We start from the raw sequence: 22,463 nt of genomic DNA on the forward strand, positions 1-22,463 counted from the left end.
GGATGATTAACCTTCCTGACCGGGTTGCGGTGCCGGCTGGTCAACGTTACCAGCAGGAACGGCCTTGACCTCGGCACCGGGGCGGATGAACTGGAAGCCTTCTGTAATCAGGCGATCACCTGCATTGAGGCCTTCGCTCACCAACCACAGGTTGCCGACGGTACGGTCTACCTGGATATTGCGCAGCTCGACTATATTCTGGTCGTTGACCACCAGAGCCGTGGCAGCACCTGTCGGGGTGCGGGTTACGCCCTGCTGTGGTGCAAGAATGGCTTCACTGCGGGTGCCGGATATCAATTCTGCATGAACGAACATGCCGGGGAGCAGGATCTTGTCGGGGTTGGGGAATACGGCGCGCAGGGTTACCGAGCCAGTGCCCGCGTCGACTGACACCTCGGAAAATTCAAGGGTGCCGTCATGCTCGTAAACCGTGCCATCTTCCAGCGTCAGGTTGACCTTGGCGGCGTTGTCACCAGCGCGCTCCAGCCGGCCCGCCGCCAGGTCGCGGCGCAGACGCAACAGCTCCCGCGCTGGCTGGGTAACGTCGACATAAATCGGGTCCAGCTGCTGAATAGTCGCCATGGCGGCCGCCTGGCCATTGTTTACCAGGGCGCCCTCGCTCACAGCGGAACGGCCTATCCGTCCTGAAATGGGGGCAAGCACCTTGGTATAGCGCAGATCGATACGGGCGCGCTCCAACGCGGCCTCGGCCTGCATGTTTGAGGCGCGGGCTTCGTCATAGGCCTGCCGGCTCACTGCATTTTCCTTGACCAGCACATCGTAGCGGTCGGCCAGCGACTTGGTTGATGCTTGGGCCGCTTTGGCGCTTTCCAGTGCGGCTTCGTAGATAGCCGGGTCGATCTGATAGAGCTGGTCGCCAGCCTTCACATCGCTGCCTTCCTTGAACAGACGCTTCTGGATAATGCCGTTTACCTGGGGCCGGACCTCAGCTACCCGATAAGCCGCAGTGCGGCCGGGCAACTCGGTTGTCAGGGTGAAAGGCTCGGCTTCGAGCGTCACAATGCCGACCTCAGGCGTCGCCTGCTCGGCAGCGGAGGGAGCAGTCTCTTCTTCGTTTCCGCAGGCGCTTAACAACGCGGCGATGAGCAGGACCGGAAGCAGAGCTGCGCGGGCTGGCTTGGCTGGCATGAATGAACCCCATGGACAATTGCACAAAATGATTAAACCAGCCCGAAAGGGCACTGGTCGGTAATGGGCGACAATATACTTACATTCGCGTATGTTTGTAAGCGTTTTTAGCTTCGTTAACATTATTGATCCTCGTTGCCCCTGCAATAAAAGGGCCGAAGATCCTGCACCAAGCGAGATCGCCACATGGCTCGACGCACAAAAGAGGAAGCACAGGAAACCCGTAGCCAGATCATCCAGGCGGCGGAATTATGCTTCCATAAAAAGGGCATATCGCGCACTTCGCTGGCCGAGATAGCGGCGGCTGCCGGTGTGACGCGTGGCGCGATTTACTGGCACTTCGAAGATAAAACCGAACTGCTGGCTGCGCTGCTGGAAACGGCTCACATGCCGTTGCAACCACTCGGCGAAGCTAGCCGAAACGAGGGCGAACCCGATCCCCTTGGACGGCTCCGGGAGTTGTTGGTGACGATATTCCAGCGTGTAGCGCTTGATCCTGGAATCCGACGTATCAATGAGATCATTTTTCACAAGTGTGAATATACCGACGAAATGTGCGGCTTGCGTCAGCGCATTCGGGATTTCCGCAGCTTGTGTGATCAAAATACCGAAAGCGCAGTGCGCCTCGCCATGGCCAAGGGGCAGTTGCCGGCCAATCTGGATGCTGCACTTGCCAGCCGCTGCGTGCATAGCTTTATCAGTGGGACCATTGATCAATGGCTAATGAACCCGGAGGGTCTCGATCTGCCGGACAAAGCTCCAATATTGGTCGACGGAGTGCTCGACATGCTCAGGTTGAGTCCGGCGCTGCGTTTGAGCTGATGGCGTATCCAAGCTGGCGGAGGTTGGGGAATGTTGCCAGCGTGCTGCTGGTGATCTGCAGTGCTGGCCTACTCGCCGGATGTTCCTTGCCAACCCTCGAAGGGCGTAGCGTCTCTTCTGTCCTATTGGCAGCAGATGCCCGCGAAACGCGCCTGGGACAGGCGATTGCTCCTCGCGTCGACGCGCATCCTGGTGAAAGTGGTATTTATCCGCTGGCGAACCCCTACGATGCATTTGCTGCGCGCATGCTTCTCGCGCAGGCAGCAGAGCGCACACTGGATGTGCAGTATTACATCTGGCATGACGACAACAGTGGCAGATTTTTGCTCGACGCCTTGCATGACGCGGCGGAGCGTGGGGTTCGGGTGCGCCTGTTGCTTGACGATAACGGTACGGCGGGCCTGGATACCGAGTTGGCTGCATTGGATTCGCATCCGCAGATCGAAGTACGTCTGTTCAATCCTTTCGCGGTCAGAAGTCCCAAGTGGATTGGCTTTCTGACAAATTTTTCACGCGCCAATCGGCGCATGCATAACAAGTCCTTTACCGCCGATGCGCAGGCGACCATTGTCGGTGGGCGCAATATCGGGGATGAGTATTTCGGCGCAGCGGAAGGCGTGCTATTCGCAGATCTGGATGTGCTGGCAGTGGGACCGATAGTCGGGGACGTTGGCACCGATTTCGATCGTTACTGGGCCAGTGAATCGGCTTATCCGGTGGAAGGTATCCTGCCCGCGGTGGGGAACCATCAGCTGGAAAAGTTGACTGAAGGGTCGCTACAACCGCAAGCAGGTTCAATGGGTGCGGTGTATCTGCAAGCCGTACAGCAATCGGAATTCATGGCCCAGCTGCTTGATGGTGCACTAGAGCTGGGGTGGGCGAAGACCCGCATGGTCAGCGATGATCCGGCCAAGGGACAAGGCGCGTTAGAAGGTGAAGGCCTGCTGACGCATCAGTTGGGCGAGATACTGGATGACCCGGTTACTGAAGTTGCGCTGGTTTCCCCCTATTTCGTACCCACCGCTTCAGGTGTTGACGCTTTTGCTGATCTGGTAGCCCGGGGCGTAAGCGTTCGGGTACTGACCAATTCCCTGAATGCGACTGACGTCACCGCCGTGCATGCAGGCTATGCCAAGCGCCGCAAGGATTTGCTCAACGCCGGAATAGAGCTGTTTGAAATGCGCCGGATGTCGCCGCAAGCGGAACGTAACGAAAGCGTTGGGCCCTTCGGCAGTTCTGCTTCCAGTTTGCATGCGAAAACTTTTTCAGTAGACCGTGATCGTATATTCGTTGGATCGTTCAATTTTGATCCGCGTTCGGCAAACCTGAATACTGAGCTAGGCTTTGTCATTGATAGCCCAACGATGGCCAGGCAGATAAGCCGCGCCTTCGATACCAGTATTCCCGCCAATGCCTATGTCGTTCAGCTGGACGATGATGGCCAACTCGTCTGGATAGAACAGCGGGGCGATCAGCTGCGGCGCTATGACAGCGAACCGCACACCGGTTTATTAAGACGCGTTGGCGTGTTGATACTCTCCATACTGCCGATCGAGTGGTTATTGTGATTTTTATATTCCCAAGGGGTTAAGGACTATGGACGAGACTGGCACACGGGACTTGCTGCGCGGCCAGGCAACAGTTGGCGCATCTCGCCAGACAGGCTCAACACTGCAGATAGCCATGTCGGCCTGCTGTGCGATGTTGCTGGCCGGATGCGCCGCCAGCGGGCCGGATGCCCCGGCTGAAACGGTCGGCGCCATTCAGCAGTTCACCGCATCGCCAACATCCATTACCGCAGGTCAGACGACCGAGCTCGCCTGGGAGCTTGGCAATGTTCAGTCTGTGAAGCTGGGTGAACTGACCGCTACCCCCGAATCCTCTGCGATCGTTGCGCCAGCGCAGACCACGACTTATACCTTGTCTGCCATTAACGCGCAGGGCGAGCCCGTTGAATATGAGGTGACCGTCAACGTCGACGAAGGCCCCAGCGTACTGGCGAATGTCTCGATTGATCCTGAACAGACCGGGCCACGTATTCCCGAGGGATTCCTCGGCTTGTCCCATGAATGGGGGCAGGCGCAGATGATGATGGGCGACCCGGCAATCGGGACCAACCCCATCTATCGTCAATTGCTGACCAACCTGATCGAGCGCAGCGGCAGTCCGTTATCGCTGCGTATCGGCGGCAGCAGTACCGACCGTACTGGCGAACCGGCGCCGAACACCGTCACCCCCATGGCGCAGCTTGCGCGCGACCTGAATGCTGCGGGGGAGGGCGTATCCTTTTTCATGGGGCTTAACATGGGTGCCGGTGTGCCCGGGCTGGCAGCGCTGCAGGCGCGAACCTATGTGCAGGAGATGCCGGTCGGCTCGATCGAGGCACTCGAGCTGGGCAACCAGCCTGATTTGTTCGTGCACAACGACCATCGCGATAGTGGCTATGATTTTGAAGATTACATGGGCGAGTTCCGCTTCTTTGCCCGCCAGATCATGAGCAACATTCCCGGCGGCCCGCCCCTGATGGCTCCATCGATGGCCGGATTCGCCGGTAGCGCGCCGTTTCCCCTCGTTGAGGCATCGGATTTCGGTACGCCATTGGAGCTGGAGCGACTGCTCACCCAGGAGCATCAGACCATCGGCATCGTCAGTCAGCACGCCTATAACGGCGGCAGCTCTGCCTGCGGTGGCGATCCCCAGCCGGGGTTCCTGTTGCAGCCTGATGCCGTTACTGACAACCGCGAGGCCGCCGAGCCTTACATCAAGGTCGCTACCAAGATGGCCAAGCCGTACCGCCTGACCGAGATGAACTCGATCACCTGCGCGGGCGAGCCGGGCGTCAGCGACGCCTTCGAAGCTACGTTGTGGGCCGCAGACGCCCTGTTTGAATACGCCTATGCAGGCATCAACGGGGTCAATGTGCACAGCAATACCTGGAACACCACGCATAGCTGGGATCTGTATGGCGCGTTTCTGTTTGATGTTCCCGAGGCGCAATATCAGGCATCCGACACCGAGGCTCAGCCGCCTGCTGATGCGCGATTCCCGACCGGTTACGCGCTGAGAAAAGTGCTGCCGGTATATTACGGCATGTTGTTTTTCGCCGAAGTGGCAAGCAACCAGGCAGAAATGTTGCCGATCTCGCTGGCCAGTGATGTAAACGTAAAGGCCTGGGCTACCCGCGATCCTGACACCAACCGGATCTCACTCGCGCTGATCAACAAGGACCCAGCCGCGTCAGGTCCAGTTCGGGTAACCATCCCCGGTTACGCCATCGGCGAAGTGAAGCGCCTGCTGGCGCCGTCCTTCGAAGCACAGCAGGGCATCACTCTCGGCGGGCAAACCTTTGACGGCAGCCCCGACGGCCGCCCGGTGGGCACTGAGTATCGAGAGCTGATCGAAGCACAGGACGGTACTTTTACTGTCGCTGTAGGCCCTGCCAGTGCGGTGCTGCTGACCCTGAATAGATAACGGCCGCATAAGGTGTGCCCGAGTGGGCGTCTGCTGCTATGTGGTAGTACGGCTACATCTGACCGATCAGTTCCGTTGCCGGCGGGACTGTTTCAGAGAGCCACCGCGTTACTCACGTGATAAAACACCAGCGCCAGCATGCACAGCGTACCCATCCACAGCAGCGCAATACCGGCCGGTTTCTCTCTCAGGCTGAAGCCAATGCCGATCAGAATGAACCCCAGCATGAAAATGGCGAACGTCGGCCAGAAAAACAGAATATCCATTAAACGTACTTCCTGACGCGCTACCCATCGAGCCGATTGGCTGTACAGGGCGCTATTGATCGTTGAAATATCAGCCGATATGAACGGGCCACGAACTCGAAGTATGAAGCAAGCGCAACGATAGCGACAGGGTACCGAGGTTGGCTGATCTAGGGCTGCCGGCCGCTCGGCCTATAGCACCCTTCTGTTTGTAGCTCGTCCAGATCTATCGCCAGCACTCCGTTGGATTCCGCGTATTTCGGTTATGCCCTGCTCAACCAATCCTTTAGCTCACCCGGTAATAGCCCAGTCCACCGACGTAGCGAGCGGCGAAAATTGGCCCGGTCATTGAAATTGAGATAGTCAGCGACCTCTTCGCTTGAATACCCACGGCTCAGGTACAGCTCCAGGGCGACGCTGGAGCGAGCGTGGTCAAGCTGCTGCTGAAAATGCGTGCCATGCTTTTGCAGCTTGCGTTTCAAGGTTGCCGGGCTCATGTCGAAGGCCTCGGCCACGCTTTCCAGGCGCAGTGGCTGGCGAACCTGCGCTACGAAGTGATCATGCAGAGCATCCAGCAGACTCCGTGGTGCTGGTAGCCCCGCCACCATGGTCTGGCCCTCGCGTTCGGCGACTTGCCCGGCGGTGGCCGAAGCGCTTCTCCAGGGCTGGTGCAGATGGGCTCGTGGCAGGCACATCTGATTCAGCGGGCTGTTAAAGCGCAGTTGCTCACCAAGATGCACCCAGTACTGCTCGATATAGCGCGGCTGTGCATGGGCCATGTGGAACGTCCAGGGCAGACGCTGGCCGGACAGCCACTGGCTCATGCCGGTCACCGCGGCCATCCCTGCCTCGATCAAAAATACGCTCTGCTTGCCGGCTCCGAAACTGTCGCCCCAATCCAGCCAGAGATGATGCTCGTCGACTCGAAGGCGCAGGCGCAGTAACGGCCATAGCAGCGGTTGCAGGCGTACCAGCCGCTCCAGTGCCTCATGCAGATTGGTTGCGTGGCGCAGGGCGTGGCTGGCCGCCCCGTAATGCCCAGGTAACCACTGTTCTCCGAGCAGGAAGCTGGTGTCGTCGGCCTGCATCTGCTGCTGTAGGTTGGCGATCAGCTGTAAAAACTGCTGCGGGCTGATCAGTCGATTGCCGGCAAGAATATCGTCATGGAAAAGGCCGGTGCCCTGCATCAGCCGATGCACATTCACGCCCCGGCCCAGCGCCAGGTCGATAAGACTGGCGGGCTGAAAGTGTGCCGGGATGAACCGCGTGTCGCACTCCAGCCAGCTGTTCATCCGGTCTGCCGTCCACTGTGCATGGTCAGGCTCTGCTTGGTCCGGGCCATGGTGAGATTCAAGCGTTGCAGCAGCGCTTCGGAGTGCTCCTCACGAGCCATCAACGCCACTACAGTGGCGCTCAGGTTGATGCGCTCGCCGTGACGGCTGCTTTTATAGGCCAGGCTGCGCACGGCCTCGCTCAGTTCGGCGGCCAGCACCTGCGCCTGTCGCTCTCCAGTTTGCGGGAGGACTATCACGAAGCGGTCGCCGGCCAGCCGGCACAGCAGGTCATGCTGGCGCAGGTTGAGCAGCATCAGTTGCGTCAGCACCTGCAACAAGCGGTCTCCCTCGGCGTAGCCGTAGCCGTGATTCACCCGGGAAAAGCCGTCCATATCCAGCATGATCAGGGATAAAGGCTGGTGTTCTTCTGCGGCCTCGCTAAGCGCCAACTGCAACTGTGTGCGCAGGTAGGTGGCGTCGCCCAGCGGGGTGACCTTGTCGAACTGCCGATGCTCGCGAAAAACCCGCTCGCGGTTGCGCATCTGTTCGTTGATTGCCAGTTGTTCACGGTGCCAGTGAAAAATACCCATGGTCAGCAGGACAAAGCCGATGGGCATCGGGCCTGATTCCAGCCAGCCGTCCCAGGTTATTACATCGGGCAGGGCAACGAATTCATCCACGCTGTCCATGAACAGACTGAAGAACAGACACGCCAGGCCCAGGAACAACAGGTTGGTTACGTGACCTGCCGGTCGGCTCTTCAACAGCAGACAGGTCCACAACAGCAGGAGCAGCGCCGAGCCACCTTCGCCGGCAATATCCAGCCAATCCCACGCCAAGACAGGCTTTATCTCCCCCACCAGTAGATGCAGGATCAGACCCGCATTGGCTGCGACCAGCAGTGCAGTGAGCTTGACGCGGTGAGTTGCAAACATGGATTTCACGGTGATCTCCCTTCCTTGGGCGCCAGCTAACCAGCTGAATATGACAATCCGGTGGCAGGGAGGGGAGTCATATCAGCTCAGGGTAGTGGGATGCTGGCAGCGTATTGCGCACTACCCGGCGCCGCGATGGTCATTGCGCCTTGGGTAAACCGGGAGCTGTGCAGCGCTGGTCTTGGGGGTTCCGCTCCGCCGCCAAGGTCAAATCAGCTCAAACCCTGACGTTTATCCCCAAGATCGGCTCTGTTTGCCACTATTCGCCCCGCAACCGTCACATAACTGACATCTGGTCCACCTAACGTGCAGCTCCAGGACGGCCCGGCTGCGGTCGCATTCTTTTCCAGGGGAGGACCAACCATGTCTGTGCAAAACGTTACGACTCGCAGTACCGGATTTCGCCTCAGCGCGCTGGCGTTGGCCATCGCTGTAAGCGCACCGCTGGTTGCCCAGGAGCGGCAGCCGGAGGTGGTTGAAGTCATTGGCCAGGCGGCTCAGCTCGAACAGGCACTGGACGACCAGCGCCGCGCCAACACTATAAAGAGCGTGGTGCATGCCGACGGCATCGGCCAGCTGCCGGACGACAATGCGGCCGAGGCGCTGCAGCGCATTCCCGGCCTGTCAGTGGAACGAGACCAGGGTGAAGGTCGCTTCGTGCGGGTGCGGGGATTGAGCTCGGACCTTAACAGCGTGACCATTAACGGCACGCTGGTGCCGGCACCTGAGGATGACCGCCGCGCGGTGGCCATGGACGTGCTGCCCAGCGAACTGATCCAGTCGCTGTCGGTGGTCAAGACACTGACCCCGGACATGGACGCCAACTCGCTGGGTGGCACCATTGAAGTCGAAAGCCTCTCGGCCTTCGACCATGACGGGCAGTTCTACAGCCTCAGTGCTGAAGGCAGTCACGACGAGAACACCGGCGAGAATAGTCCCAAACTGTCGGGCGCCTTCAGCAACCGCTTCAGCATTGGTGATGGGGTCGATAACTTCGGCGTCGCCGCTGCGCTGAGCTGGCAGGAACGCGAATTTGGTTCAGACAACGTCGAAACCGGCGGCGCCTGGGACTTCGATGACGGTGACCGGCTGGAAGAACTGGAGCAACGCCGCTACGACATCACCCGTGAGCGCACCGGCCTGGGCCTGAACCTGGACTACCGCCCCGATGAAAACAGCGAGATCTGGTTTCGCAGCCTCTATAGCCGCTTCAAGGACGATGAAGTTCGCCAAGGGATGGTGACCGAGTTTGCCGACCCGCAATTGGCTGGTGAGCTGGGGGATGCCGAGCTCAGCCGTGAACTCAAGGCGCGGACAGATACCCAGGAGGTCGAGAGCTTCGTGCTCGGCGGCAAACGCCAGCTAGGTGACTGGGGTCTCAGCGCCCAGGCCGGCTACAGCAAGGCCGGAGAAGAAAGTCCCGGCGGGATTGCCAATGCTGCCTTCGCAGGGAATGACGATTTCAGTGATATCGGCTTCGGCGGTAGGCGCAAACCGCGGCTACAAGCCGGGCAGGACATCCATGATCCGAACAACTTCACGCTGGACGAAGTGGAGTGGGAGAAGACCCGCACGACCGATACCGAGCGGAACATCAAGCTCGACCTGACCCGCGACTTCTATCTGAGCGGCCTGCCCTCGCAGCTTGCCTTCGGCGGCAAGCTCAGCCGCCGGGAGAAGGATAATGATCTGGAAGTCTGGATCTACGAGGACTTCGACGAGCAGGGCTTCAGTGATGAGCAACTGAACCTGTCCAGCTTTACCCGCGGCACTACCGACTACGGTCTGGGTCGCTTTGGGCCGCAGATCTCCGACCGCGCGGTCAAGGATCTGATCAGTGGCCTCGATCGGGCTGACTTCTACGATGAGGAGGAGTCGCGCATCAACGACTTCACCATCGAAGAGGACATCAACGCCGCCTATCTGATGAATACGCTGGATATCGACAACCTGCGCATCATCGCTGGTTTGCGCTACGAGGGTACGGAGCTGACCGCACGCGGCACCGGTCTGGACCAGGGTGAGTTTGTCGCCAACGACACCAGCAACACCTACGACCACTGGCTGCCGGGTCTGCATGCCATCTACCAGCTCAACGACAAAACCCAGGTCCGCGCCGCCTGGACCAACAGTGTCGTGCGCCCGACCTTTGGTCAGCTATTCCCCGGCTTCGTGCTGGATGACGATGAGGCCGAGTTCGGTAATCCCGACCTCAACCCCATGGAGTCGGCCAACTTCGACCTGGGTATTGAGCACTACCTGGGCCGCGCCGGAGCTGTGTCTGCCTTTGTGTTCTACAAGGACATCGAAAACTTCGTCTACACCGCCGATATTGCTGGCACCGGGGAATACACCGGATTCAGCGAGGCCATTACCTCGGTAAATGGCGACAGCGCCAAGGTCTACGGGCTGGAGCTGGCTTACTCGCAGAAGTTCGACTGGTTGTCCGCACCCTGGAACGGCCTGTTGGTGAATGCCAACACCACCTTCACTAGTTCGGACGCGGATATCGAACAGTTTGACCAGGATCTCGGCGCCATGCGCGGCCGCAGCATCAGCCTGCCCGGCCAATCCGATGTCACCGGCAATCTGACGCTGGGCTGGGAGAACGACCGCACCAGCCTGCGGCTGTCGGCCAACTACAAGTCCGACTACCTGTATGAGGTGGGTGATGTGCTGGATGCACGCTACGACGCCGAAGTCGATGACCAGATGTTCCTGGACTTCAGCGCCAGCTACTTCCTGCGCGACAACCTGCAAGTGTTCTTCGAGGCGCAGAACCTTACTGACGAGTCCTATTACGTTTACACCGGCTCGCCTCGCTATAACAGCCAGTACGAGGAATACGGCCCCAGCTACAAGATTGGCCTGACCCTTACCCACTTCTGAATCGGCGCCAGCGCCGGCCTGCATCATGCTGGCGCTGCCCCATCCTCACAGCACGGGATTGCATATGTACCAAGGATTTCATTTGAAGCCCCTCGCAGCGCTGGCCCTGTCCAGTCTGCTGGTGGGCTGCTCCGCAGCTACCGGCGACAGTAGCGATGCGGCGCCTACTCACATCGCTGTAGACCAAGCTGGCATGGCACTCGAACACTGGGCACCCGGCAACGCTGCCCGCGCCGAGTCCTGGCATCTGTTTGCGACCGAGGGGGGCCTACCCGCCAACCGGCTTGCAGCCGACGCCGATGGCATCTCGCTGTTGGACGCCAGCGGCGAGCGCCTGGCGCAGCACCCCGGCAACTTCACCACCCTGGATGTCCGCCACCAGAACAATCAGCTGCTGATCGCCACCACGGAGGCCGCCAGCCAGCAGCCAAACCTGCTGCAAACCGATGCCGGCAGCCTGGTCGTGCAGCGCCAGCTGGTGTTGCCCAGCAGTGACTACCGCATCGAGAACCTGTGCCTGTACCAGGATGAGTCGCAGAATCTGCACCTGTTCATCGTGGGTGAAGAAGGCATGGGCGATCAGTGGCTGGTCGGCAGCGTCAACGGCTTGCTGGGTTCTGCCGCCCATGTGCGTAGCCTGCGTCTGCCGCCGAAAAGCGAGCATTGCGCGGTGGATGACCAGCAGCACCTGCTGTATGTCAGCGAGGAGAGCGTCGGCATCTGGGCCTATGGTGCCCACCCCGAGGCCGAACTGAGCCGCCAGCCGGTGGATATGGTTGCGCCCTTCGGCGGCCTTCAGGACATGGTTGCCGGTCTGGCGGTGATACCCGGTGGACTGCTGGCGCTGGACCCGGACGCCCGCCAGCTGCATAGCTATCAATTGAGTGACGACGGCTGGAATAGCCTGGCACCGATTGCGCTGCAAGGTGTGATCGAGCCGGAGCGACTGACTGCGCGCGTTCAGGACGGCCAGGCTCAACTGCTGATGGTCGACGGTGATGACGGCACGTTCTACCAGAGCGTTATTGACTCGCCCTTGGCAGCCCGGCCCGCCGAAACTCCGGTGCCGGTACTGCTGCCCAGCGTGCAGACCGACCCCATCCCCAGTGTCGGCGACGCTGCCGATGATCCGGCCATCTGGTTGCATCCGAGCAATCCTGGCGCCTCACGGGTACTGGGTACCGACAAGCGCAACGGCCTGGCGGTGTACGACCTGGACGGCAAGCAATTGCAGTATCTGTCGGTTGGTCGCCTGAATAATGTCGATGTGCGCGGCGGTTTCCAGCTGGGTGAACAGCGTGTTGACCTGGCAGTGGCCAGCAACCGCGATCACAACAGCCTGCATCTGTTTGCCATCGATCCCGAGCAGGGCGAATTGCGCGACCTGGGTCAGATTGCGACGCCATTGCAGGAAATCTACGGCCTGTGCATGGGCCAGGGTCCGAACGGCACGCTGTATGCCATTCCCAACGACAAGGATGGGCGCTTCCTGCAATACCGCCTGGATGGCCGCAGCGGCGAGATCAGCGGCGAACTGGTCCGCGAATTTGCCGTGGCCAGCCAGCCGGAGGGCTGCGTGATGGACGATCAGCGCCAGCGCCTGTTCGTTGGCGAGGAGGGCGCAGCGGTATGGGCCCTGGATGCAGGGGAGGATGCCTCCACCGAGATGACCCGAGTGATCGGCGTCGACGCGCCGATCAAGGCCGACATCGAAGGCCTGGCCCTCTATCAGCATCCCGAGCATCCCTATCTGGTGATCTCCAGCCAGGGTAACGACAGCTATGTGGTGCTGGATGCCGAGCCGCCCTTTGCGCTGCGTGGCAGCTTCCGCCTGGGTCTCAACAGCCAGCTGGGTATCGACGGCGTATCCGAGACGGACGGCCTGGAAGTGACCTCGGCCAACCTCGGTGGCCAATGGAGCCAGGGCATGCTGGTGGTGCAGGACGGCCGCAAACGCATGCCGGAAACCAACCAGAACTACAAATACGTGCCGTGGCAGGACATCGCCGCCGCACTGCAACTGGACTGAGGGAAATACCTATGCCAACTACCGGTCACACCATGACACCTTGGGCCCTGATCACTGATGCCAGCCTGCTGGTACAGCTGGTCATGCTGATTCTGGTCCTCGCCTCGCTCGCTTCCTGGTATCTCATCGTTCAGCGCAGCGGCCTGATGGGCACGGCGCGCCGCTCGCTGGCGCGGTTCGAGAGCAGCTTCTGGACCAAGGGGACCGATCTGGGCCAGCTGTACCGTGCCCAGGAAACAGAGAGTCCCGGCGTGGAGGGGATCTTCCATGTCGGCTACCGCGAATTTGCCCAGCTCAGCCACCAGGAAACCGAACCGGAAGCGGTAATGGAGGGCGTGCAGCGAGCCATGCGCATCGCCATCGCACGGGAGGAGGAACGACTGGAAAAACATCTGCCGTTCCTCGCCACGGTCGGTTCGGTCAGCCCCTATATCGGTCTGTTCGGCACCGTGTGGGGCATCATGAATGCCTTTATCGGCCTGTCGCAGACTGAGCAGGCGACGTTGGCCACGGTCGCACCGGGCATTGCCGAAGCACTGATCGCCACGGCCATAGGCCTGTTTGCAGCGATTCCGGCGGTGATTGCCTACAACCGCTTCGCCGCCTGCAGCGAAGGTCTGATCAACCGCTACTACACCTTCGCTGAGGAGTTCTCTACCATCCTGCATCGCCGGATGCACAACCGGAAGGGGAGCTGAGCCATGCGCCCGGTTCGTAAAAAGGCGCGGCTCAACTCGGATATGAACGTGGTGCCCTATATCGACGTCATGCTGGTGTTGCTGGTGATCTTCATGGTCACCGCACCCATGCTGACCCAGGGCATTCAGCTCGAACTGCCGAAGGTTGCCAGTGAGGCGCTGCCCAGCGACGACCCGCTGAACATAGTCACCCTGTCGATTGATGAGCAAGGCCACTACCATTGGAATGAAGACGATACGGTCAACACTGAGGAATACACCGACAGCAGCGAGTCCCTGGACGAAATGCGCCAACGCATCAGCGCGCTGGTCGTCGCTCGGCCGGACACCCAGGTGTTCATCCGCGCCGACCAGCATGCCGACTATGGCCTGGTGGTAGAGGGCATGGCCGCCCTGCAGCAGGGTGGTGTCAGTCGACTGGGCCTGATAACCGAGGCGCCCTGAAGAATGAATGAGCCGATACACACCACCCCTTCACGCCCGTCTCGCCGGGGGGAGCGCTGGCTGGTTCCGGCGCTGGGCACAAGTCTGCTGCATGCCGCTGCGTTGCTGATGCTGTGGAACAGCTGGTCACCGCAGGCTCCGGCCAGCGCCGCGCAACCGGTCATGGTCACACAATTGATCACCATGCCCAGTCCGGCACCCGAGCCGCCTGCCCCGTTGCCAGAACAGCTACCCGAACCGGAGCCCGAGCCAGTCGTCGCCGAAGCACCCGCCCCCGAGCCGCAGATAGACCAAGCCGAGATTGCTCGCAAGCGGCTAGAAAAACAGCAGCGTGAGCGGGAGGAGCAACAGCGTCTGGCTGAACAACGCCGTGAACAGGAGCGGGAAGAGCAAAAAAGGGAAGAGCAGGCCCGCCGCGAACAACAGGAGCGTGAGCTGGCCGAGCAACGCGCCCGTGAAGAGCAGCAGCGCCTCGCCGCCCAGGCCGAAGCCAATGCCCTGGCAGAAGCCGAAGCAGCCCGCCGCGCTGCTGAAGCGGCGGAGATCGCCCAGTACCAGCCGATCAGCAAGAAGCCGCCAGCCTATCCGCGTCGCGCGCTCGACCAGGCACTGGAAGGGGATTGCACCGTGTCCTACACGGTTACCCGTTCGGGCCGGGTCAGCGACCCCCAGGTGGTGGAGGGCGCCTGCGATGATCCGATGTTTATTCGCCCATCGCTGGCCGCAGCCAAGTCCTTCCGCTACCAGCCACGCATCATCAATGGCCAGGCGGTTGCCGTATCCGATGTACGCAACACCTTTCGCTATCGCATTCAATGACGGACATAACATGAGACAGGGACATCAGCACTATCACGCCGACCTGCAGGCGGTTGACGACCGCCGGCTTAACCCGAGCGAGGCTGCGGATCTGCATACCATCATCAGCCGCAGCCGGCGGCAGGTGCTCAAGGGCGGACTGGCGCTAGCTGCCTTTGGGCTGTTTGGCGGTAGCCTGCTGGGTTGCCAGCGCAGCGCCGGTGTGCAGCTGGCCGGCCCGCTGCTGGGCTTTACCGGCGTCGCCGCGCAGACCTCGCCGGCGTTCGATCAGATTCTGGTGGCCGAGGGTTACAGCGCGCGACCTTTCTTCAGCTGGGGCGATGCGGTGCTGGATGCTGCACCCGAATGGCTGGACGACGCCTCCCAGGATTGGCAGGCGCAATTGCTACAAGCGGGCGATAACCACGACGGCATGCACTTCTTCCCCTTCGAGGATGCGCCCAACGAGCATGGCCTGCTGGTAATCAATCATGAATACATCAACCCCACCCTGCATACAGATGGCCTGACTTTCACTCAGTTGGATGACGGTCGCCGTCAGCGCCCGGTCGATCAGGTGCGCAAGGAGCAGGCTGCCCACGGTGTCAGCGTGCTGGAAATCCACCGCGCCGCCGACGGCCAATGGCAGCGGGTGCCTGGCTCGCGCCTGCACCGCCGTATTAGCGCCATGACACCCATGGCCATCAGCGGCCCACTGGCTGGCGATCTGCGTATGCGCACCGCCAGTGATCCCAGCGGTATGCAGGTGTCGGGCACGCTGAATAACTGCTCCATGGGCGTCACGCCCTGGGGCACCTACCTGACCTGCGAAGAGAACTTTCATAACTACTTCGTTAACCGCGACGCCGCAGACCATGCCGCCCGCCCAACCCATCAGCGCTACGGCATCGGCCGGGGCCAGAGCAGTGCCTACTACGCCTGGGAGTCGGTGGATCCGCGCTTCGATGCGACACCGGATCCAGCGCAGAACTATCTAGGCCATGTGAACGAGCCAAACCGCTTCGGCTGGGTAGTGGAAATCGACCCCTTCGATCCCGACAGTACACCGATCAAGCGCACTGCCATGGGCCGGCTGGGGCGTGAATGTTCGGTCGTCTCGCTGGGCGACGACGGACGCATGGCGATCTATTCCGGGGATGATGCCCGCGGTGAGTACGTGTGGAAATTCGTACCCGATGGCCGCCACGATGCGGCCAATCCCAAAGCCAGTCGCCAGCTTCTCGATAGCGGCACTCTGTATGCCGCGCGCTTTGATGCAAACGGGCAGGGCCAGTGGCTGCCGCTGATGTGGGGCTCGAACGGACTGACGCCTGACAATGGTTTTGCCGACCAACAGGCGGTGCTGCTGAACGCACGGGGCGCTGCTGACGTATTGGGCGCCACGCCCATGGATCGCCCGGAATGGGTCGCGGTGCATCCGGAGAGCCGTGAGGTCTACGTCACCTTGACCAACAACAGCGAGCGGGGCGAACGCTTTCCACTCGACGCCGCTAACCCCCGTTCAGATAACCAGCACGGACAGATACTGCGCTGGCGGGAAGCCAATGCCGACCCCGCCGCCACGCATTTCGAGTGGGATGTGTTTCTGCTCGCCGGCGACCGGCCCGGCGCAACGGACGCTGACGGCCAGCCGCTACCGGATAATCTGATCGGCAATATTAACGGCGACATCTTTTCTTCCCCCGACGGCCTGGCCTTCGATAGCGCCGGGCGGCTGTGGATCCAGACCGATTCCGATGAAGAGGCGGCGCACACGGTCAACACTGGATGCAATCAACTGCTCTGCGCCGACCCACAGACCCGGGAAGTGCGCCGCTTCCTGGTCGGTCCGCGGGGGGCGGAAATCACCGGCATCACCTGGACACCTGACTACCGCACCCTATGGGTCAACGTCCAGCATCCCGATATCAGCTATCCCGCCAGCGACGGCCACAGCCGTCCCCGGTCCACCACCGTTGTCATTACCCATGACCAGGGCAAGGTGATCGGCAGCTGAAATCCGGCGCTGTACCCGGCACCGAATAGTCGAGTCCGATCGCGGCCCGTGGTGCTCGATCCCCCCAGGAACGCTGAACGCCCAAGGGACCCGCGGGGCAACTCCTGGGAACGTCGAGCACCAGCTCGATGAACGGCCTCAAAACCACACGCTTGATTATCCACTTGATAAGGAACCACCATGAAACTCCGCACCCTGATTCCCGCCTGCGTGCTGCTCGCCAGCAGCGCATTAGCCCCGGCGCAGGCCAGCGCCGCTGAACCGATACTGCGCTTCGCCATTCTTGGCGACGCCGAACCCAAGCCCAAGGCTGAATTCCCCGGCCTCGCTGCCGCGGTCGGCCACGTCAATCACCTCAGCGATACCCTTGATCTGGACTTCGTGATCGGCGTCGGTGACATAGCCCACAAAGGCACCGAGCTGCAGTACGAAGCCGTCACCCCGGTCCTGCAACGCCTGACCCTGCCGTTCTACCCGATCATGGGCAATGAAGAGCATGGCTCCACCGTCGAACGTTATATGGGATACGCCCAGCGTTGGAATGAAGGCAAGGTAGAGATCGAGGGTCCAAGCTACGTGATGGAATTCGAACAACTGGCGCTGGTCATGGCGTCACCGGATGAAGGTCGAGACTTCAACGATGAGGGCGTGGCCTGGGTCAAACAGCAGATCCAGAAGTTGCATCCCAAGCCGGTATTGTTAGTGGCCCACGGCGCCCCCGCCGGCACCTTCCCGGAAAACCAAGACAAGGGCATCCACCACCCCGGCTTCGCCGAGATCAGCGCCCAGCCCAACCTGATCGCCATGATTTCAGGCGATTTGCACATGGATATGGACCGCACCGACCACTCCAAACAGCTCGATGGCGTGCACCACCTGCATATCCCCGCGCTGGAACGCACCAAGATTCCGAACGAAGACCACCACGTGCCGATGTTCCGGTTGCTGACGGTGATGGATGATGACCAGGTGATAGTCGATACTTACCAGGTTGGCCTGGACGGACCGCTGGAGCGGCATGATTATCGGTTTGAGCTGAGCCGCACATTGCAAGAGTGACCGTCGCGTCAATGCAGTGGCCGCTGCGTACGCAGCTGAGCGTGTTGTGGAATGCCCTACACCTGACGCGTCGTTTAACGAAGCGCATCAGTGGCTTGGTGGTTTTCGTTGAAAAGCACTGGCACGGTTAATGCTTGGATATATAGTGGCGAACTGATATCGCCAATATTACGTCTTCATCCAGATCCAGGGAATCAAGCATGACCAGAGCCAGGGCCGAGCGCCGGCAGGACCCCAAGATGCGTGCCTATGTCGACCAGATGATCGCTTCGGGCGCGGTCATACTGGGTCGTAAACCGCTCAAGATTATCCACCACGGCAAACTTCATACGTTGAGTAACGGTGTGCTCATCAGCGAAGGCCTGAATTTCTGGCCGATTGATGCCGTCGTTATAGAAGTCTGAGAACCGGGTTGTAAAAGAGAAGGTTGATATTTGACGCTGAGTTGATGTCAAGCAACAGCAGATTAGCCCGATCGGGAAAAGGCATTTTGCAGTACTGAGCCCGGGGTGCCTCAGGCCTGGAGCAATCGCTTGATAACGCTGAGCAGCTCGTCAAGGTCGGCAGGCTTCTGCAAATAGGCATCGGCGATTTCGTGAGGGTCGATGCCGGCGGGTAACGCAGCACTCATGATCAGAATCGGAATGCCCGCATATTTCGGCTCAGCGCGCACCGCCTCGATCAGCTCCGCTCCAGTCAGGTAGGGCATCATGAAGTCAGTGATAATGAGGTCGGGTAGCTCTTCTGCCAGACGACTCAGCGCATCGCGCCCATGGTCGGCACTGATTACCCGATACCCTTCTTCCTCCAGCAATATCGCTAGCGTGAAAAGGATGCTGGGTTCGTCATCAACGAGCAGAATGCATGGGGTGTTTTCGGTGAGCTGAGAGTGGCTCATCTATTTGTCGCCTTGGATCCGGCGTGGATGCCCATGCTCGGTATGGACGTCGTCGATTCGCCGGAACCGCTCGTCAATAACGACACCCTCCTCAGTAATGAAGAATTCGCGAATGGCCGGATCAAAGGCATTGGAACGTACTTTCACCACGGAGATCGAGCGCCGGGTCGAGCTGTCGAGTTCAAGGTAGCGCAGCAACAGGATGTTCTGAGCTGCCGCCGAAATAGACCCGAACTTCAAGCGAATTTCTCCGCCCATCAGCTCCTCGGTTTCCATGGTCCAGGCCACGGTAACGCCTTCCGTATGGAGAACGTTGGTTAATGCGGCCAGATAGCGTCCGATCCGATCGGGGTATGCCACAGACTGTTGGAACGCATTGATGCCGTCGACAAAAAGGCGTTTGACGTTGCGCCGACGTACGGCCTCCAGCAATCGATAGCCGAGTTCATCAAGCGTATTTTCGGTAGCCGGTTGCCAGACCACCTCAACAATACCGTCGCGGATCAGGGCCTCGAGTTCAATACCGAGGGACTGCGCCTTGTCGATCAGGTCATCTTTGCTTTCATAGAAGCTGAAGATCAATCCCGGCTCGTGCGGTGCGGACTGCGCGATGAATTGCAGCCCGAGCGTTGTTTTACCGATTCCGGACGGACCTACAAGTAGCGTGGCAGATCCTGTTCGAACGCCGCCGCCCATCATCCGGTCCAGGCTGGGGATACCCGTTGAAAGATTCGTTCTGTCGGTTACCGGCCCGCGCACGCGCCCCAGGCTGCTTTCGAGTCGAGGAAACACACGTATCCCTTCGTCGGAAATACTTGCCATGTGGTTGCCTGAAATAAAGCCGCTACCCCGGAACTTGTGCACCTGAAAATAACGGTGGCTGTGGTAGTCAATCTGCTGCCTGCCGAGTTCGAACCAGCCATCGACCATGGTGTATTCGGGGCTATGCGGCCCGCGCGCACTGTTGGTCAACAACAGGATGGTGGTGTCGGTGAGGTTGGCAAAGGTCGAGAGGTTATTGACGAATTTGCGAAAGTCGCTTTCCGTGTGGACGCTCTCTTCCAGCACGAACAGCCCATCGAGGACGATCAGCGACGCGCTGCGGGCTTTGCGTTCGCGACTCAGTAGCCGAAGTATCCCGTCGAGCCCTTCCTGTTCCAGCACGCTGAATGCGCTTTCATAGTAGACCGACGCTGGCACCTGATCTTCATCGAAGTAGCTCAACCCGCTCAGGTGTTCAACCATGCGGTCGTGGGACTCGGCAAGTAAGGTCACATACAGAGAATGCTCGCCGAGAGTCGCCCGATGAAAGCACACCTGGTTCGCCAGGATCGTCTTGCCTGCGCCAGGGGAGCCCTGAACGATATAGACGGCAGCGGGGATCATGCCTCCACGCAAAACAGTGTCCAGGCCTATTACACCAGTGGTGAAACGGGGGCGAGGGGATTTGCGAGGGGCTGATTCGCTCATGGGTGTTCCTGAAGGCAAAAATAGTGGCGTAAAGTGCTGGCCGAGGGAGCTATGTGCCCGGGTTTTCGAGTGGATGATCCCGCGATAGGTTCAAAGCGTCTGTCGCGTACACGGGACAGGTCTCGACAATACCAATTGGAAAGCCCGAAATGCTTCACGGGTTCCAGATCTGCTCGGCCGTTCGTTCAAATTCACCGCACACTATCCAGACTCTGCACCGCAAGATCCAGTGCTTTATACATATCAAGCCTGGCCGAGTGGCCTACCTCAGGATTGTTCAAATCATTGCCACGCTCGGAGGGCAGAATCGGCGCGGTCAGGTCGTCAGCTTCCATCGGTTCGAAATCGTGTTCTTCACCGATCGTCATGGCGCTGCGCCGCAGCAACATGCGTAACTGGTCCGGCTCAAGATCGGGGTTGATGGACAGCATCGCCGCTAGCAACCCGGCGACCAATGGCGTGGCGTAGGACGTACCGCAGTGCTCGGCGCCTTCTTCGTGGGGCGTTGAAGTAGAGCCCTGAACGCAGGCTGCAGCGGTAATATCGACCCGCATATCGATGTTTGAGGCCTTGCGGCGAGTGGCGTACTGCGGGTCCTCTACGTTGACATCCTCGTCACTGCGCTGGTGACCGCCCACGACAAACAGCTGGTCGGTAATAAAGGACGAGGGCAGCCGGTATTCATCGCGCCCGGAAAAGGATGATCCATTCCCCGCGGAGTTCACCACCACGACACCAGGGTGCTCGCTGCGCAGCCACAGGAAGAATTCTTCGAGCAGTTCTTCATAGCCGCTCATGGCAATTCCGGAGCGGACCAGTGAATCAATCGGGTCACCGTTAACATCAATCGCGCCTACACGATGAATGCCCCAGCTCCAGTTCAGAACACGCGCACCGTCCTGCACCAGATTGACCGACGCAGCGATATTGGCAGTGATTCCCGCATCCGACCCGCGATCAACGATCACATCAAAGCCCGGCCCGACCTTGTCCAGCGCGCTCAGAAAGCCGCTGTTTCCGCCATCGTCCCACCCGGCTGCAAGAACGCCGGCCACCGTAGTGCCGTGGCCATCGGCTTTGCCTGCATCGCGGGCATATACGCAGGTGCGGGTTGTGTTCTTGCGGCAATCGCCGGAGTAACCGGCAAAGTCCGGGGTATCGAAATCCACATCCCGCTCGATCACACCCAGGCGGACCGGGTGAGTCTTGATCCTGCCATCGCGCGCCTTCAGCCGACGCTGATAGAAGTTCACTGCATCCATGAACCGATTGGATGCCCACTCCTCATTTTCCTTCGCAGAAGCGGTATCCGTGTCGCGCTCAATACTTTTCTCCGCCCCGGACTCTTCGATCACAACCGCGTCCACGCTCACCTCGTTCCCAAGGCGCAGCACCATAGCGTCACGCTCATCCAGATTGCCGGCCGGTAACCGAAGCTGATAGGTGTTCAGCGGCGGGATTGCGCCGACTACCTCGGCGTCGTATTTATCTGCCAGTCGGCGCGCCTCTTCAGCCCCGTCGTGCTGTTCCTCGATAATCACGCTGACCAGATTCAGATAGGTGGTCAGCCCATCGGAATTGTCAGCGACTTCATCGTCGCCAGCTGCCAGCACATAGCTCGAACCGAGACTCAGCCATACCGGGTTGCTGGTCTCACCGTTCTGCTCCAGCCACAGCGGACCGCTTTCGACATCATCCGCGCTCAGCTGAAACCGAATCAACCCGTCGGCACCGCTACGCTGCTCGATCCGCGCACCGTTCAACCTGGCCTGCCAGTCACCCCCGCTTAAACCGCTGGCCTGCAGGCAGAACGTCGGCTGCTGAGTGTCCAGCACATCCCCGCAGCGCTGCAGCTGGGTAATACGCAGCGGCTCGGCCGCAACAACGGAAGCGGCAAACAAACACGCCGCAGCCAGGAAAACCGGAATATGGGACTTGGTACGCTTCACTATCACGCTCTCTGGCAATACTGCTGGCGACCCAACGCCGCCGCTTGCCTTTGTATGACCTGGAAAAGGGAGGAGGTTTCGTTTTTTTTGGGGGGGGTGAGCCGATGGGCTGTGGGGGGGGAGCGAAAAAGTAGGATCGTGTATGCAATATCGTTGCGATTACCGTGGCTCGGCTGCATCGAATGCGTAGCGCATGAGACGAGNGTGGCTCGGCTGCATCGAATGCGTAGCGCATGAGACGAGCCTGCTCTGGTCGGGTAAAGCATGCATAATGCGACAACCCATCAAGGGAGGGATGAATGCGATTCCAAGTTTC

18 protein-coding genes are annotated in these 22,463 nt (G+C 60.1%); 11 read left to right on the forward strand and 7 right to left on the reverse strand.

Annotated features, from left to right (window positions below):
- Positions 1-6: 6 nt before the first annotated feature.
- Positions 7-1,149, reverse strand: a complete 1,143-nt coding sequence (locus tag FZE95_RS06520; protein ID WP_150300029.1) for an efflux RND transporter periplasmic adaptor subunit — start codon at positions 1,147-1,149, stop codon at positions 7-9.
- A 186-nt stretch (positions 1,150-1,335) separates the two neighbouring features.
- Here FZE95_RS06520 and FZE95_RS06525 point away from each other — a divergent pair, with 186 nt between their 5' ends.
- From FZE95_RS06525 to FZE95_RS06535, 3 genes are read left to right on the forward strand one after another with little or no spacing between them, the layout of a single operon-like run.
- A complete protein-coding gene (locus FZE95_RS06525) occupies positions 1,336-1,971 on the forward strand; it encodes a TetR family transcriptional regulator (RefSeq protein WP_150300030.1) in 636 nt (211 codons plus the stop codon).
- Positions 1,971-3,539, forward strand: coding sequence for a phospholipase D family protein (locus FZE95_RS06530; RefSeq protein ID WP_150300031.1), 1,569 nt, complete (start codon positions 1,971-1,973; stop codon positions 3,537-3,539). Before FZE95_RS06525 ends, FZE95_RS06530 begins: the two co-directional genes overlap by 1 nt.
- A 28-nt stretch (positions 3,540-3,567) precedes the next feature.
- The gene (locus tag FZE95_RS06535; RefSeq protein WP_150300032.1) at positions 3,568-5,442 is read left to right on the forward strand and encodes a glycosyl hydrolase family 79 C-terminal domain-containing protein; all 1,875 of its coding nucleotides are present in this window, start codon (positions 3,568-3,570) and stop codon (positions 5,440-5,442) included.
- Positions 5,443-5,534: 92 nt separating this feature from the next.
- On the opposite strand, the gene FZE95_RS19595 is transcribed toward FZE95_RS06535, so the two are convergent.
- From FZE95_RS19595 to FZE95_RS06545, 3 genes are all read right to left on the reverse strand, one after another.
- Positions 5,535-5,708 (reverse strand): hypothetical protein, encoded by a 174-nt coding sequence (locus FZE95_RS19595; RefSeq protein ID WP_163982061.1) that lies wholly within the window; start codon positions 5,706-5,708, stop codon positions 5,535-5,537.
- A 242-nt stretch (positions 5,709-5,950) separates the two neighbouring features.
- On the reverse strand, positions 5,951-6,979 hold the full coding sequence (locus FZE95_RS06540; protein ID WP_150300033.1) for an AraC family transcriptional regulator ligand-binding domain-containing protein: 1,029 nt from the start codon (positions 6,977-6,979) through the stop codon (positions 5,951-5,953).
- Positions 6,976-7,896: a GGDEF domain-containing protein gene (locus FZE95_RS06545; protein ID WP_150300082.1), complete on the reverse strand. Its 921-nt coding sequence runs from the start codon at positions 7,894-7,896 to the stop codon at positions 6,976-6,978. The genes FZE95_RS06540 and FZE95_RS06545 overlap by 4 nt, the downstream gene beginning before the upstream one ends.
- 363 nt (positions 7,897-8,259) lie before the next feature.
- Here FZE95_RS06545 and FZE95_RS06550 point away from each other — a divergent pair, with 363 nt between their 5' ends.
- The 8 genes from FZE95_RS06550 (at position 8,260) to FZE95_RS06585 (ending at position 18,234) form a co-directional block, all read left to right on the forward strand.
- Positions 8,260-10,785: a TonB-dependent receptor gene (locus FZE95_RS06550; protein ID WP_150300034.1), complete on the forward strand. Its 2,526-nt coding sequence runs from the start codon at positions 8,260-8,262 to the stop codon at positions 10,783-10,785.
- Positions 10,786-10,849: 64 nt separating this feature from the next.
- Positions 10,850-12,814, forward strand: coding sequence for a phytase (locus tag FZE95_RS06555; protein ID WP_397387102.1), 1,965 nt, complete (start codon positions 10,850-10,852; stop codon positions 12,812-12,814).
- An 11-nt stretch (positions 12,815-12,825) separates the two neighbouring features.
- On the forward strand, positions 12,826-13,512 hold the full coding sequence (tolQ, locus tag FZE95_RS06560; protein ID WP_223824988.1) for a protein TolQ: 687 nt from the start codon (positions 12,826-12,828) through the stop codon (positions 13,510-13,512).
- Positions 13,513-13,515: 3 nt separating this feature from the next.
- The gene (tolR, locus tag FZE95_RS06565; protein WP_150300036.1) at positions 13,516-13,956 is read left to right on the forward strand and encodes a protein TolR; all 441 of its coding nucleotides are present in this window, start codon (positions 13,516-13,518) and stop codon (positions 13,954-13,956) included.
- Positions 13,957-13,959: 3 nt separating this feature from the next.
- Positions 13,960-14,775 carry an energy transducer TonB gene (locus tag FZE95_RS06570; RefSeq protein ID WP_150300037.1) on the forward strand — a complete coding sequence of 272 codons (816 nt, stop codon included), beginning with the start codon at positions 13,960-13,962 and terminating at the stop codon, positions 14,773-14,775.
- Between the two features lie 10 nt (positions 14,776-14,785).
- Positions 14,786-16,771 carry a PhoX family protein gene (locus FZE95_RS06575; protein ID WP_150300038.1) on the forward strand — a complete coding sequence of 662 codons (1,986 nt, stop codon included), beginning with the start codon at positions 14,786-14,788 and terminating at the stop codon, positions 16,769-16,771.
- Between the two features lie 180 nt (positions 16,772-16,951).
- Positions 16,952-17,830 (forward strand): metallophosphoesterase family protein, encoded by an 879-nt coding sequence (locus tag FZE95_RS06580; protein ID WP_150300039.1) that lies wholly within the window; start codon positions 16,952-16,954, stop codon positions 17,828-17,830.
- Positions 17,831-18,030: 200 nt separating this feature from the next.
- Positions 18,031-18,234 carry a hypothetical protein gene (locus tag FZE95_RS06585; protein WP_150300040.1) on the forward strand — a complete coding sequence of 68 codons (204 nt, stop codon included), beginning with the start codon at positions 18,031-18,033 and terminating at the stop codon, positions 18,232-18,234.
- Between the two features lie 110 nt (positions 18,235-18,344).
- Here FZE95_RS06585 and FZE95_RS06590 read toward each other — a convergent pair whose 3' ends face one another.
- The 3 genes from FZE95_RS06590 to FZE95_RS06600 all read right to left on the reverse strand — a co-directional run bounded on the left by FZE95_RS06590 (position 18,345) and on the right by FZE95_RS06600 (position 22,126).
- Positions 18,345-18,728, reverse strand: a complete 384-nt coding sequence (locus tag FZE95_RS06590; protein ID WP_150300041.1) for a response regulator — start codon at positions 18,726-18,728, stop codon at positions 18,345-18,347.
- Complete coding sequence (locus FZE95_RS06595; RefSeq protein WP_150300042.1) at positions 18,729-20,198, reverse strand: ATPase domain-containing protein; 1,470 nt, start codon at positions 20,196-20,198, stop codon at positions 18,729-18,731.
- A gap of 191 nt (positions 20,199-20,389) precedes the next feature.
- The gene (locus FZE95_RS06600) at positions 20,390-22,126 is read right to left on the reverse strand and encodes a S8/S53 family peptidase (RefSeq protein ID WP_150300084.1); all 1,737 of its coding nucleotides are present in this window, start codon (positions 22,124-22,126) and stop codon (positions 20,390-20,392) included.
- Positions 22,127-22,463: the final 337 nt, after the last annotated feature.

Origin of the sequence: Pseudomonas profundi (genome assembly GCF_008638305.1) — a bacterium.
In the GTDB taxonomy this organism is placed as follows: Bacteria; Pseudomonadota; Gammaproteobacteria; order Pseudomonadales; family Pseudomonadaceae; genus Halopseudomonas; species Halopseudomonas profundi.

Bases quoted from the DNA above. Each gene is read 5' to 3' on its own strand.
- FZE95_RS06555 (WP_397387102.1), top strand. From the start codon at position 10,850: ATGTACCAAGGATTTCATTTGAAGCCCCTCGCAGCGCTGGCCCTGTCC.
- FZE95_RS06570 (WP_150300037.1), top strand. From the start codon at position 13,960: ATGAATGAGCCGATACACACCACCCCTTCACGCCCGTCTCGCCGGGGG.
- FZE95_RS19595 (WP_163982061.1), bottom strand. From the start codon at position 5,708: ATGGATATTCTGTTTTTCTGGCCGACGTTCGCCATTTTCATGCTGGGG.
- tolQ (WP_223824988.1), top strand. From the start codon at position 12,826: ATGCCAACTACCGGTCACACCATGACACCTTGGGCCCTGATCACTGAT.
- FZE95_RS06525 (WP_150300030.1), top strand. From the start codon at position 1,336: ATGGCTCGACGCACAAAAGAGGAAGCACAGGAAACCCGTAGCCAGATC.
- FZE95_RS06595 (WP_150300042.1), bottom strand. From the start codon at position 20,198: ATGAGCGAATCAGCCCCTCGCAAATCCCCTCGCCCCCGTTTCACCACT.
- FZE95_RS06540 (WP_150300033.1), bottom strand. From the start codon at position 6,979: ATGAACAGCTGGCTGGAGTGCGACACGCGGTTCATCCCGGCACACTTT.
- FZE95_RS06520 (WP_150300029.1), bottom strand. From the start codon at position 1,149: ATGCCAGCCAAGCCAGCCCGCGCAGCTCTGCTTCCGGTCCTGCTCATC.
- FZE95_RS06590 (WP_150300041.1), bottom strand. From the start codon at position 18,728: ATGAGCCACTCTCAGCTCACCGAAAACACCCCATGCATTCTGCTCGTT.
- FZE95_RS06535 (WP_150300032.1), top strand. From the start codon at position 3,568: ATGGACGAGACTGGCACACGGGACTTGCTGCGCGGCCAGGCAACAGTT.
- tolR (WP_150300036.1), top strand. From the start codon at position 13,516: ATGCGCCCGGTTCGTAAAAAGGCGCGGCTCAACTCGGATATGAACGTG.
- FZE95_RS06580 (WP_150300039.1), top strand. From the start codon at position 16,952: ATGAAACTCCGCACCCTGATTCCCGCCTGCGTGCTGCTCGCCAGCAGC.
- FZE95_RS06550 (WP_150300034.1), top strand. From the start codon at position 8,260: ATGTCTGTGCAAAACGTTACGACTCGCAGTACCGGATTTCGCCTCAGC.
- FZE95_RS06545 (WP_150300082.1), bottom strand. From the start codon at position 7,896: ATGTTTGCAACTCACCGCGTCAAGCTCACTGCACTGCTGGTCGCAGCC.
- FZE95_RS06530 (WP_150300031.1), top strand. From the start codon at position 1,971: ATGGCGTATCCAAGCTGGCGGAGGTTGGGGAATGTTGCCAGCGTGCTG.
- FZE95_RS06575 (WP_150300038.1), top strand. From the start codon at position 14,786: ATGAGACAGGGACATCAGCACTATCACGCCGACCTGCAGGCGGTTGAC.
- FZE95_RS06585 (WP_150300040.1), top strand. From the start codon at position 18,031: ATGACCAGAGCCAGGGCCGAGCGCCGGCAGGACCCCAAGATGCGTGCC.